At 62.7% G+C, this 12,341-nt stretch carries 9 protein-coding genes; 1 reads left to right on the forward strand and 8 read right to left on the reverse strand.

What is annotated here, in order from left to right; genetic code table 11:
- Positions 1 to 52: 52 nt before the first annotated feature.
- The 6 genes from NKJ67_RS12625 to NKJ67_RS12650 all read right to left on the reverse strand — a co-directional run bounded on the left by NKJ67_RS12625 (position 53) and on the right by NKJ67_RS12650 (position 6,399).
- A complete protein-coding gene (locus tag NKJ67_RS12625) occupies positions 53 to 430 on the reverse strand; it encodes a hypothetical protein (RefSeq protein ID WP_352581517.1) in 378 nt (125 codons plus the stop codon).
- Between the two features lie 286 nt (positions 431 to 716).
- Positions 717 to 1,136: a GFA family protein gene (locus NKJ67_RS12630; RefSeq protein ID WP_352581518.1), complete on the reverse strand. Its 420-nt coding sequence runs from the start codon at positions 1,134 to 1,136 to the stop codon at positions 717 to 719.
- A gap of 79 nt (positions 1,137 to 1,215) precedes the next feature.
- Positions 1,216 to 2,347, reverse strand: a protein-coding gene (prfB, locus tag NKJ67_RS12635; RefSeq protein ID WP_127272597.1) for a peptide chain release factor 2 whose coding sequence is annotated in 2 segments (ribosomal slippage) — positions 1,216 to 2,280 and positions 2,282 to 2,347 — 1,131 coding nt in all. Because the reading frame shifts where the segments join, the coding sequence is not laid out codon by codon here.
- A 118-nt stretch (positions 2,348 to 2,465) separates the two neighbouring features.
- Positions 2,466 to 4,922 (reverse strand): penicillin-binding protein 1A, encoded by a 2,457-nt coding sequence (locus tag NKJ67_RS12640; RefSeq protein WP_127395903.1) that lies wholly within the window; start codon positions 4,920 to 4,922, stop codon positions 2,466 to 2,468.
- Positions 4,923 to 4,952: 30 nt separating this feature from the next.
- Positions 4,953 to 5,135: a hypothetical protein gene (locus NKJ67_RS12645; RefSeq protein ID WP_127323273.1), complete on the reverse strand. Its 183-nt coding sequence runs from the start codon at positions 5,133 to 5,135 to the stop codon at positions 4,953 to 4,955.
- 1 nt (position 5,136) lies between these two features.
- A complete protein-coding gene (locus tag NKJ67_RS12650) occupies positions 5,137 to 6,399 on the reverse strand; it encodes an N-acetylmuramoyl-L-alanine amidase (RefSeq protein ID WP_127395904.1) in 1,263 nt (420 codons plus the stop codon).
- Between the two features lie 653 nt (positions 6,400 to 7,052).
- On the opposite strand from NKJ67_RS12650, the gene NKJ67_RS12655 reads away from it, so the two are divergent.
- On the forward strand, positions 7,053 to 9,995 hold the full coding sequence (locus tag NKJ67_RS12655) for an Rne/Rng family ribonuclease (RefSeq protein ID WP_352581519.1): 2,943 nt from the start codon (positions 7,053 to 7,055) through the stop codon (positions 9,993 to 9,995).
- A gap of 170 nt (positions 9,996 to 10,165) precedes the next feature.
- Here the strand turns inward: NKJ67_RS12655 and NKJ67_RS12660 are convergent, their stop codons facing one another.
- Together NKJ67_RS12660 and NKJ67_RS12665 are read right to left on the reverse strand one after the other, a co-directional pair.
- Positions 10,166 to 11,149, reverse strand: a complete 984-nt coding sequence (locus NKJ67_RS12660; protein ID WP_292460306.1) for a glutaminase — start codon at positions 11,147 to 11,149, stop codon at positions 10,166 to 10,168.
- 4 nt (positions 11,150 to 11,153) lie between these two features.
- Entirely contained in the window at positions 11,154 to 12,302 is a 1,149-nt protein-coding gene (locus NKJ67_RS12665; protein ID WP_352581520.1) for a pyridoxal phosphate-dependent aminotransferase, read from the reverse strand.
- Positions 12,303 to 12,341 lie beyond the last annotated feature (39 nt).

Below are 12,341 nucleotides of genomic sequence, written 5' to 3' on the forward strand. Positions count from 1 at the left end.
GCCTGCGGCCCCGGTCACACGCGACCGCGGACGTCCGACCGCCGTCCTGTCGTCAATAAGAGCGCGGCGGCACGAACAGGCAGATAGTCTTGCCGGCGTCGAGGCCCGCTTGGTGCGCACACCAATGGAACTCGCCGTCCGGGCTGTCCTTGACACGCTTGTCGGTCATTGGAACGATCTCACCCGTTCCGGCGATGACATAGCCCTCGGGTTTCTCCAGCACTTCGCCTGTATGGGTCGTGCGACAATCATAGTTGGCGCAGCATGCGAACGGATAATTCCAGCCCTGTGGCTTTGCCGCCGTGGGCGTGGCGTCATGCGCGAAGGCAGGTGCCGTCAGCATTGCCATCGCGCCGATCGCGAACAGGGAAAACAAAAGTCGGCCAGCCGGTTGAACGGCATTGGCCGATCTGAGTGTGGCAGCAGACATGACGCGTTCCTTTCAAACGAGCTCAAGCGTTTCGCTTGCCCGTTCCCGGAACGTATCTTCCCAGTGGCCGGATCGTCGGGTCGCAGATATGCCGCGTCCGGCCATAAATGCTTTTTCTCTCCCAGCGTTTGGATGCTGGGCTGATTCCTTGGTCGGCGCAAGAAGATGCATTCCCGACGTCGTTCTATAAACGTCAGGTATCCGCTACCGCCGACGAGATGAGGCCAAGGTCAATTCCCGGCAAACGGGCGTCGAATAAACGGAATTGGCCCGCTGTGGTTCCAGCCTATTGCTGGTCAGAGCCGGCAATCACGTGCTCTTGATGCTGCGGCAGGTCATCGGTGATGGTGAACCAGCCCGCCTTCGAACCGACGAAGATGTGCTCGGTCGGGCGGATGGATGGGTCGTCGACGAGCGTTCCCATGGCGACATGGACGTAGGCGCCGTCGCGCACCAGCGAATAAAGCAAGGAGCCGCACCGGCCGCAATGCGCATTATGGCCGCTTTCGTCGCCGAAGATCAGGAGCTTGTCCCCGCCTTCGGTGAGGACAAGCTTTTCACGCTCGATACCGGCGAAAGACTTGAAGGCCGATCCGGTGGTGCGCCGGCAGTCCGAACAATGGCAATTCGCGGCATAGAGGAATTCGTCGGCGACCTCGTAGTGAACCGCGCCGCAAAAGCACTTTCCGGTGAGCTTGCTCGCCAATCCTCTCCTCCGTCGCTGTGGTGCGCAGGGATATGTTCAGATTGAGGTCAGGCTAGCCTCACCTGAATATGGACATATCCTAATCCAGGTCTGCTACGGCTTCGCCCGCACCGCCTTCGATGCGCTGCGACAACGAGGCTTCCATGAAATCGTCGAGGTCGCCATCGAGCACGCTCGACGGGCTGGTGCTCTCGACGCCGGTGCGGAGATCCTTCACCAGCTGGTAGGGCTGCAGCACATAGGAGCGTATCTGGTGACCCCAGCCTATATCGCTCTTCGACGCTTCGGTGGCGTTTGCAACCGCCTCGCGCTTCTTCAGCTCTTCCTCGTAAAGGCGCGAGCGCAGCATCTCCCAGGCCTTGGCCTTGTTCTTGTGCTGCGAACGTTCGGCCTGGCAGGCGACCGCAATGCCGGTGGCCAGATGCGTGATGCGCACCGCCGAATCGGTGGTGTTGACGTGCTGGCCGCCCGAGCCGGACGAGCGATAAGTATCGATGCGGACATCCGATTCCGAGACGTCGATCTCGATCGTGTCGTCGATGACCGGATAGACCCAGACGCTGGCGAAGGACGTATGCCGGCGCGCATTGCTGTCATAGGGCGAAATACGCACCAAGCGATGAACGCCCGATTCCGTCTTCATCCAGCCATAGGCATTGTGGCCTTTGATCATCAACGTGGCCGACTTGATGCCGGCCTCTTCGCCGTCATGCATTTCCAGCACTTCGACCTTGAAGCGACGACGCTCGGCCCAGCGCGTGTACATGCGCAGCAGCATCGAGGCCCAGTCCTGGCTTTCGGTGCCGCCGGCACCGGCATGGATTTCGAGATAGGTGTCGTTGGAATCTGCTTCACCCGACAGCAACGTCTCGACCTGGCGGGCCTTCGCTTCGCCTTGCATCGAGCGGATCGCGGCTTCGGCCTCGGCAATGACCCCCTCGTCGCGCTCTTCCTCGCCGAGCTCGATCAGGCCGATATTGTCTTCCAGCGCCTGCGTCAGACCTTTCACCGAGGCGATGCCCTCTTCGAGGCCCTGGCGCTCGCGCATCAGCTTCTGCGCTTCCAGCGGCTCGTTCCAGAGGCTGGCGTCCTCGGCGCGCACATTGAGGTATTCAAGCCGCTTTATGGCCTGATCCCAGTCAAAGATGCCTCCTCAGCAGGGTTATCGCCTGCCTGATCTCGTCGACAATATTCTGCGTTTCCGCGCGCATGGCTGGCTGTTCTGTCCTGTTTGCTGAAGTCGGTCGGCGCGATACATAGGCAGGCCGCCGCCGGCTGTAAAGCAAAATGGGCTGGCGCCAAGGCCAGCCCATCCGCTCATGAAAATCGTCAGTAGAGGCCGCCGCCGCCGGACTGGATGGCCTGGTTGGCCTGCGGCGACAACGCGCCACCGGTGGCATTGGAGCCGTCGGCGCCCATGCCGATGACCCAATAGCTGTCGGCAGGACCGGTACCCGGCTTGAAGGCTTCGATGATGGTGCCCGGATCGCCCGATGCGGCACGCATGCCGGTCTTGCGGTTGATGGCGACCAGGTTCATGCCTTCGGGCACCTTGAAATCGACATTGGGCGTGCCGTCCAGCGCCACCCGCATGAAGTCCTTGAAGATCGGGGCTGCGAGGCCGCCACCGGTGGCGCCATGGCCAAGGCCGCGCGGCGTGTCGTAGCCCATGTAGAGGCCGACGACGAGGTTGGGCGTGTAACCGATGAACCAGGCGTCCTTTTCGTCGTTGGTCGTTCCAGTCTTGCCAGCGATGTGACGGCCGAGTTCACTGATGGTGGCGCCGGTGCCGCGTTGCACGACACCTTCCATCATCGAGGTGATCTGGTAGGCCGTCATCGGATCGAGCACCTGCTCGGAATTGTCGACGAGTTCCGGCTCCGGCTGGTTCTGCCATTCGGGCGCATTGCAGCCCTGGCAGCCACGTTCGTCCTGCTTGAACACCGTCTTGCCGTAGCGGTCCTGGATGCGGTCGATGAGCGACGGTTTGATCGACTTGCCGCCATTGGCCATGATCGAATAGGCCGACACCATGCGCATCACGGTGGTTTCGCCGGAACCCAGCGCCATCGGTAGATAGGGTGCCAGATGGTCGTAGACACCGAAGCGCTCGGCATATTCGACGACCAGCTTCATCCCCATGTCATTGGCAAGCCGCACCGTCATCAGGTTGCGCGACTTCTCGATGCCGGAGCGCAGGGTCGCCGGACCGGCAACGGTGCCGTCGTAATTCTTCGGCGTCCAGCTCGTGTTGCCGCTCTGGATCGTGATCGGCCCGTCCATGATCACCGAGGCCGGCGTATAGCCATTGTCGAGTGCGGCCGAATAGACGATCGGCTTGAACGAGGAGCCCGGCTGGCGCATGGCTTGCGTGGCGCGGTTGAATTCGGACTGCGCATAGGAGAAGCCGCCGACCATGGCCAGCACGCGGCCGGTGTGCGGGTCCATGGCGATCAGGCCGCCTTCCACTTCGGGCACCTGGCGCAGGCTGTAGGCGCCATCGGCACCATCGTTTTTCTGCACGAAGATGACGTCGCCCGGCTTCAGCACCTCCGCCGGCGACTTGGCCTTGACGGTCTTGCCGGCAACCACATGGCGCATGGCAAAACCCATGTCCTCCTTGCTGATGGTGCCTTCGACGCGCTCCTTGACGATCTCGCCCGACGCCTGCCGTGCGGGCTGCAGGCCGATCGACAGCCCGGTCGCCGAACTGTCGAGCACGACGGCGAGCGACCATTCGGGAACATCCTCCAGCCCCTTGACGGCGCCAAGCGGCACGCCCCAGTCGCCCGACACGTCGATCGATGTTACCGGCCCGCGATAGCCGCGCAGCGTGTCGTATTTCATCAACCCGTTCTGCATCGATTTGCGGGCAATGAGCTGGATCTTCGGATCGAGCGTGGTGCGGACGGAGAGGCCGCCTTCGTAAAGCGCGTTCTCGCCGTAGCGGGCGATGATCTGGCGGCGCACCTCTTCGGTAAAGTACTCGCCGGCGAACAGATAGGTGCCGCTGCGGCGCGGCGTCACGCCCAGCGGCTCGGCCTTGGCCTTGTTGCCTTCCTCACGCGTGACGTAGCCGTTCTCGACCATCTGGTCGATGACCCAGTTGCGACGCTCGATCGCGCGATCGGCATGCTTGAAAGGGTGGTAGTTGTTCGGCCCCTTGGGCAGGGAAGCCAGGTAGGCGGCCTCTGCCACGGACAGTTCGTTGACCGACTTGTCGAAATAGGTCAGCGCCGCACCGGCGACGCCATAGGCGCCGAAGCCGAAGAAGATTTCGTTGAGGTAGAGCTCGAGAATGCGATCCTTGGGATAGGCCTGCTCGATGCGGAAGGCGAGGATCATCTCCTTGATCTTGCGCTCGTAGGTCTGGTCCGAGGACAACAGGAAGTTCTTCGCCACCTGCTGGGTGATCGTCGAGGCGCCGACCTGACGCCGGCCCGAGCCGAGATTCTGCAGGTTGACGATGATGGCGCGGCCGAGGCCGGTCACATCGATGCCTGGGTGATTGTAGAAATTCTTGTCTTCGGCCGACAGGAAGGCCGCCTTGACGCGGTCCGGTATGGCCTGGATCGGCAAATACAGGCGCCGTTCGCGCGCGTATTCGGCCATCAGCGCGCCGTCCGACGCATGGATGCGGGTGGTCACCGGCGGCTCGTATTTGGCCAGCACCTCGTAGTCGGGCAGATCTTTCGACAAATGGCCGATGTAGATCGCAACGCCCGCCGCGACCAAAAGGGCCAGCGTCGTGCCGATGCCGAAAAAATAGCCAATGAGACGAATCATACCCGCTCCAGTCCTTGGTTCGGGAATTTCCTAAACGAAGCCGCCTTTCGCGCAAGCTTTCGAGCCGGTCCCAATCCGTAATCGAAAACCCTTGTCGCCGCCATGTGGACAAAATACGGCAATGCCTGATTTCGCGGTCGCGAGCCGGAAATAAAAAGCATTGGGTGTTGTCGTCGCGCAACGCCGCCTCTGGTTGCAGGCGCCGCCGGTCATGTCAACCTCCGGTTCCCGGTCCGGCCTTGGCCGACGCGAACAGCGCGACGGCGTTGGTTATACTCTGGGCCGCCTTGCCGCGCCAGTCGGCGTTGAGCAACTGCGCCTCGTCCTTGGCGTTCGAGAGATAACCGAGTTCGACCAGCACCGACGGCACGTCGGGTGCCTTGAGCACCTTGAAGCCCGCCGAACGCTGCGGATTGTTGATGAGGCCGACGCTGGTCGACAACTGGCCAACCAGCGTGTGGGCGAAACTCATCGAGAAATTGTGCGTTTCGCGGCGGATCAGGTCGATCAGGATGTCGGTGACTTCCTTGTTGTCGTTCTTGATTTCCATGCCGGCGAACTGATCGGAGAGGTTTTCTCGGTCGGCGAGCGCCTGCGCCTCGGGGTCCGAGGCCTTGTCGGAGACGGTGTAGACGGTGGCGCCGCGAATGCCCTTGACGCTGATCGTGTCGGCATGGATCGAAATAAGCAGGTCGGCCTCATGCTGACGGGCGATGCGCACGCGGTCATCAAGACGCAGGAATTCGTCTGTGTCGCGCGTCATGAACACATCATAATTGCCAACGGCTGCGAGTTTGTCGCGCAGCTCCGTGGCGAAGGCCAGCGTGACATTCTTCTCGATGGTGCCGTTCAGGCCCTCGGCACCGCCGTCGATGCCGCCATGGCCGGGATCGATGACGACGGTGAACCGATGACCCGGATTGGAAACCGGTCCGGTGCCGACCCGCCCTCCCTTGTCGGTCGAAACGGTCGATCCGGTGGTCAGCGCCTGGTTGGCCAGCGCCACGTCGAACTCGCGCTCGGATGCCGCCGACATGTCGATGGCAATGCGGTAGCCGGTTCCGTCCTCGTTCTTGAGCACGTCGAGCTTGTCGACGGCGAACGGTCCCTTGCCGGTGAGGATCAGCCGCGAAACGCCCTCGCCGAGCGCGCCCAGGCGCACGCCCTTGACCAGGCCCCGCGCCTTCAAGTCCTTGGCATCAACGGCGAATCTCGTATTCGCGAGATCGATGACAAGGCGGTTGGGACCGCGCAGCAGGAACCATTTGATATCGGGTTCGCGATCGAAGTCCATGACGATGCGCATCTTGGTGGCATCGCCGGCCATCTTGTAACCTTTTGCCACGAGCGGAGCGTCGGCGGCATTGGCTTTTGAGGACAAGGCAGATGAGACCGCCAGCAGCAGCAAGAGGCAGAAAGCGGCCAGGATCCGGCCGCCGACACGACATCCCTTGTCTGTGAAGTCCGCCAATCCCATCTCTCTTCCAGTCGCTCCCGGTTTGGCGCCCGGCGCCGGGTCGTTTCGTCGAAATGCCGGTTAGGCCGCGAACTCGATTAACGATTGGTATCCAGAGAAGGTTAACCAAGCCTTTTCATGCAAGGGCGGCAAGCTGGCTTACGCTACGGAACGGCTTTTTGCCGGCATCGGAAATCGGGGTTGCCTTCCACCCCGCCAAATCATAAAAGCGATGGTGGATCACTGCAATCCTGGAACCGCCCTCCTCCGCAGCTTCTTGCTACAGGGTCAGACGTAAAGGCGGCTCCTTTCGCTTCAGGCGAAAAGGGTTCAGGTGATCGCGACGAATTTCGCAGGCGTGCTCCCGTGGCGGGGGAATCGCCTGCGTGAGGAAAACGGCCGGGTTTGTTCCCGCGCCGGCTCTGTAGGAGCAAACAAGCTGGTCCGGTTCATCCGGGCTTTGGTTCAAAAGGTTCTGTTGGTGACGATGGCTTCAAGCGCAATCATGGAAAGGTCCGCATCAAACCGCGCCATTATGGCTGCGGGCGGCACCGCCATGGCGCTCAAGCGGCGGCCGACGGACGTTCAAATATCCGGCACCCACACTCCAGACACGCAGCAGCAGGCTTTGCCTCGCAAGCTGCGGCTGACGGCTGCCGGGGGGAAACGAAATAATGCCCAACAAAATGCTGATAGACGCCTCCCACCCGGAGGAAACACGCGTTGTCGTCATACGCGGTAACCGTATTGAAGAATTCGACTTTGAATCCCAGGACAAGAAGCAGCTCAAAGGAAACATCTACCTAGCCCGCGTAACGCGCGTAGAGCCCTCCCTTCAGGCAGCCTTTGTCGAATATGGCGGCAACCGTCACGGTTTTCTCGCCTTCAGTGAAATTCACCCCGACTATTACCAGATTCCGGTCGCCGATCGTCAGGCACTGCTGCGCGCGGAAGCGCAGGAGGCTGAGGACGAAGAGAACGAGGACGGCGACGGCGATGATCGCCAGAGCCGCGATCGCGGACGGCGCGGCCGCAGGCGCGGCGGCAAGCCCCGCGACCGGGGCGAGCACAAGCGTGATGCTGCCGATTCCAGCGAGGCAAGCGACACTGCCGACGAGGCGGAAGAGGGCGCCGACGCTGGTTTCGAGGAGATCTCGCACACGTCCGAGATCATCGAACATGCGGCCGATGCGTCCGAACATGCCGATGCGTCCGAACATGGCGAGGATTCCGCCGAGCAGGACGAAGGCGAAACCCGCGAAGGCGGCCCGACGTCGATCGCCGCCTCGGTCGAGGCCGATGTGATTTCCGAAGCCGTTCCGCAGGCCGAACAAGGCAGCGAGGCGACCTCCGGCGACAATGATCGCGGCATGCTGGAAGAAGTGCAGTCCTCGCATCCGGACGATCACGAGGTCGAATCGGTCGGCGCCGAGGACGCGCTGGAAGAAGTGCGCAACCGCCGCAAGCCGGTGCGCCGCCAGTACAAGATCCAGGAAGTGATCAAGCGCCGGCAGATCCTCTTGGTGCAGGTCGTCAAGGAAGAGCGCGGCAACAAGGGTGCGGCACTGACCACCTATCTGTCGCTTGCCGGCCGCTATTCGGTGCTGATGCCGAACACGGCGCGTGGCGGCGGCATTTCGCGCAAGATCACCAGCGCGGTCGACCGCAAGCGGCTGAAGGAGGTCGTTGCCGATCTCGAAGTGCCGCAGGGCATGGGCGTGATCCTGCGCACCGCCGGCGAGAGCCGCACCAAGGCCGAGATCAAGCGCGATTACGAATATCTGATGCGGCTTTGGGAAAATGTCCGCAATCTCACCTTGCAGTCCACGGCCCCTGCCCTGGTCTACGAGGAAGGCAGCCTGATCAAGCGCTCGGTGCGCGACCTCTACAACAAGGATATCGACGAGATTCTTGTCTCCGGCGAGGAAGGCTATCGCGAGGCCAAGGACTTCATGCGCATGCTGATGCCGAGCCACGCCAAGGTGGTTCAGCCGTTCCGCGACACGACGCCGATCTTCGTGCGCAACGGCATCGAGGCACAGCTTGACCGCATGCTGCAGCCGCAGGTGACGCTGAAGAGCGGCGGCTACATCATCATCAACCAGACCGAGGCGCTGGTTGCCATCGATGTGAATTCGGGCCGCTCCACCAAGGAGCACTCGATCGAGGACACCGCGCTCCACACCAATCTGGAAGCGGCCGAGGAAGTCGCGCGTCAGCTCAGGCTGCGCGATCTCGCCGGCCTGATCGTCATCGACTTCATCGACATGGAGGAGAACCGCAACAACCGCTCCGTCGAGAAGCGGTTGAAGGATCACCTCAAGAACGATCGTGCGCGCATCCAGGTCGGCCGTATCTCGCATTTCGGCCTGATGGAGATGTCCCGCCAGCGCATCCGCGCCAGCGTGCTGGAATCGACCATGAAGCCCTGCCCGCATTGCGGCGGCACCGGCCATGTACGCTCCGATTCGTCGGTCGCGCTGATGGTGGTGCGGGCGATCGAGGAATTCCTGCTCAAGGATTCGCGCAGCCACATCACGGTGCGGACGCCGGCGGCGACCGCACTCTATGTGCTCAACCACAAGCGCGGCACGCTGGTCGAACTCGAAAGCCGCTTCGGGCTGACGATCACCGTCGAGGCCGACGATTCGGTGGGTTCGCAACACTATGCGATCTTCCGTGGCGCGCTGGCTGAAAAGCCGGAAGGCTTCGTCGAGGCGCGCAGCTTCCCGGCCTATGTCGAGTTGGAAGAGCCCGAGGACGAGATTGTCGTCGTCGAGGAAGATGACGAGGCGCCGGTGCAGGCCGAACAGCCACGCCAGCAGCCGCAGCAACAACAGCCCCGGCCCGCTGCCGGTGGCGAGGAAGGCGACGGCCGCGACCGCAAGCGCCGCAAGCGTCGGCGCCGGCGCGGCGGCAAGGATCGCGATCGCGAACATGGCGCCCCTGCGGACGGTGCTTCCGTCTCGGCTCCGGCCGGTGAGTTTTCGGACCCGGACTCGGCCGCCAGCGATGGCGACACGGAAGCGGACGACAACGCCCCTGTCGGTGTTGCCGAAACGTCTGAGACAGCTGAAGCTTCGGACGAAGGCCAGGGCAAAAAGCGCCGGCGCGGCAAGCGCGGCGGCAAGCGCAACCGTCGCGAAGACGGTGAAGGCGAGGCTGAGGCAAGTGCTGGCGAAACAGCAGACGCTTCTGAAGGCGAAGTCCGGGCAACCGAGGTGATCGCCAGCGAGCCGGTCGTTGCTGCACCAGCCGAAGAGCCGGTGGCGCTTGCCCCGGCAAATGACGACGCGCCGGCCACGGAGAAGCCGAAGAAGCCACGTCGCGCGGCCAAGCCAAAGAAGGCCGCGGCCGAAATTGTCGCCGATGAGCCGGCTGCGGAGGTGGAAGCACCGGTCGACACGCCGGTCACCGCATCCGACGAGGCAGCCATCGCTTCTGTCGAGGAGGCACCGAAGGCCCGCCCGTCGCGGCGCAAGCCGGCGGCGGCGAATGCGCCGGTCGAGCCGGTCGTGTCTTCGATCGTCGCGGAAGAGCCCGCGGCCAAGGCCGAGGACAAGACCGAGGACAAGCCGAAGCGCGGCGGCTGGTGGCAGCGGAAGGGCTTTTTCTAAGCCTTTCAATCGCATGAGCTAGTTCTTTGACAAAAAATCCCGCGCCGTCTCGAAGACGGCGCGGGATTTTCTTATCTGGCGTTATGCTGGATCGCGAAAGGCTAAAACGCTTCTTTGATTCCAAGCATGTCGTTGTCCCAAAACCGCTGCGCACTTTTGGGTGACATGCATCACGGCGCGAAGATCGACCAGTTCATCATCCTGGCCAGCTTTTCCAGCGCGATCGACCCCAGCTTGGAGTTGCCGTTGGCATTGAGGCCCGGCGACCAGACGGCAAGCGACGCCACGCCCGGCACGATGCCCAATATACCGCCGCCGACGCCGCTCTTGCCGGGGATGCCGACGCGGAAGGCGAAATCGCCGGAGCCGTCATAATGGCCGCAGGTCAGCATCATGGCGCCGATGCGGCGTGCCCGCTCGGCCGACACCACGGAATGCCCGGTCGCCGGGTTCTTGCCGCCATTGGCGAGGAAGCGGCCGGCGAGCGCCAGTTGCCGGCAACTCATGGCGATGGCGCAGTGGTGGAAGTAGACGCCCAGCGCCAGTTCCGGCGCATGGTGGAGATTGCCAAAGGATTTCATATAATTGGCAAGCGCGAAGTTGCGGTAGCCGGTGGCGCGCTCGGACGCCGCGACCTCGCGGTCGATGATGATGGTCTCGTCGTCGGCGAGGAACTGGATGAAGCGCAGGATCTCGCCGATCGCCTCGCGTGGCTGGTGGCCGGCAAGCAGGATGTCGGAAATAACGATGGCACCGGCATTGATGAACGGATTGCGCGGAATGCCGTTCTCATGCTCGAGTTGCACGATCGAGTTGAATGGATTGCCTGACGGTTCGCGGCCGACCCGCTGCCACAGCGCGTCGCCGACATTGCCGAGCGCCAGTGTCAGGGTGAACACTTTCGAGATGCTCTGGATGGAAAAGGCCTGGTCGGCGTCCCCCGCCGTCAGCACGCGGCCGTCATTGGTGACCGCTGCGATGCCGAATTTCTTCGGATCGACCTTACCCAACTGCGGAATGTAGGAAGCGACGTCACCGCGATCGGTGCGATCAGCCATTTCGGCAGCAACTTCGGCCAATGCCTGATCAAGTTTGGGGGCCGGATCAAGTTTGTGGGCCTGATCAAGTTTGAGGGCCTGTTCGAGTTCCGGCATGGCGCTACCTCAACCAGCGTTCGATGCGCGCCATTGCCTCAACCATGTCGTCGTGGCTGCCGGCGTAGGAGAAACGCATCGTGCGGTGCCCGGCCTGAGTGTCGAAGTCTTGGCCGGGTGTTGCCGCGACATGCGCCTCGGCCAGCATCTTGCGCGCGAAGGCCATGCTGTCATTGGTATGCCTGGTGACGTCACAAAAGGCATAGAAGGCGCCGTCCATGGGCGCCGCCAGCGGAAAGCCGAGTTCCGGGAGGCGTTTCATCAAAAGCTCGCGATTCCAGGCATAGCGACCCTTGACCGCCTCCAACTCCTCGGTCGCCCTGAACGCTTCGATCGCCGCGATCTGCGACAGTTCCGGCGGCGAGATATAGAGGCTCTGGGCGACGCGCTCGACCGGCCGCACCAGCTCTTGCGGCAGCACCATCCAGCCGATGCGCCAGCCGGTCATGCAGTAATATTTGGAGAAGGAGTTGATCACGGTCACGTCGCCTCCATAGGCAAGCGCCGTGGTGTCGGGGGCGGCATAGGCGAGCCGGTGATAGATTTCGTCGGAGATGACGGCGATGCCGAGGTCTTGTGCCGTCCTCACCAGGGCCGCCAGTTCATCGGCCGGTATGACCGCGCCGGTTGGATTGGCGGGACTGGCGAAGAGAACGCCTTTCAGCGGCTTTTCACGATGCGCGGTCTCGAGATGGCCGGCATGCAGGTAGGCGGCGTCGCCGAGCTCGATCTCGACCACCTCGATGCCGAGCGCGGCCATGATGTTGCGATAGGCGGGATAGCCGGGTGCCGCGATGGCGACGCGGTCACCCCCGTCGAACATCGCCAGGAAGGCAAGGTTGAAGGCGGCCGACGATCCAGTGGTCACCGCGATCCGGCCGGGCTCGATATCAAGCCCGTAATGATCGGCGTAGTGTCCGGCGATCGCCTTGCGCAAACCTGCCAGTCCCAGCGCGTCGGTGTAGCCGATGCGTCCGTCCTGCAGCGCCTTGGCGGCTGCGGCGCGAACCAGAACCGGTGCGGGATCGGAGGGCTGGCCGACGGCCATCGAAACAACCGGCACGCCCTGGGACTTCAGCCGGTTTGCCTCTGCCAGAATGTCCATCGCATGGAAGGGCTCGACATTGCCACGACGTGAGAGCGAAACGACCATTAACCAGTATTCCCGACGATTGACGGCGCCAGGCACTGG

It is taken from the genome of Mesorhizobium sp. M0088 (assembly GCF_040322895.1).
In the GTDB taxonomy this organism is placed as follows: domain Bacteria; phylum Pseudomonadota; class Alphaproteobacteria; order Rhizobiales; family Rhizobiaceae; genus Mesorhizobium.

What these genes read in the sequence shown, in the direction of transcription:
- NKJ67_RS12625 (WP_352581517.1), bottom strand. Translation starts at nt 430, where the DNA reads ATGTCTGCTGCCACACTCAGATCGGCCAATGCCGTTCAACCGGCTGGC.
- NKJ67_RS12640 (WP_127395903.1), bottom strand. Translation starts at nt 4,922, where the DNA reads ATGATTCGTCTCATTGGCTATTTTTTCGGCATCGGCACGACGCTGGCC.
- NKJ67_RS12645 (WP_127323273.1), bottom strand. Translation starts at nt 5,135, where the DNA reads ATGACCGGCGGCGCCTGCAACCAGAGGCGGCGTTGCGCGACGACAACA.
- NKJ67_RS12650 (WP_127395904.1), bottom strand. Translation starts at nt 6,399, where the DNA reads ATGGGATTGGCGGACTTCACAGACAAGGGATGTCGTGTCGGCGGCCGG.
- NKJ67_RS12655 (WP_352581519.1), top strand. Translation starts at nt 7,053, where the DNA reads ATGCCCAACAAAATGCTGATAGACGCCTCCCACCCGGAGGAAACACGC.
- NKJ67_RS12660 (WP_292460306.1), bottom strand. Translation starts at nt 11,149, where the DNA reads ATGCCGGAACTCGAACAGGCCCTCAAACTTGATCAGGCCCACAAACTT.
- NKJ67_RS12665 (WP_352581520.1), bottom strand. Translation starts at nt 12,302, where the DNA reads ATGGTCGTTTCGCTCTCACGTCGTGGCAATGTCGAGCCCTTCCATGCG.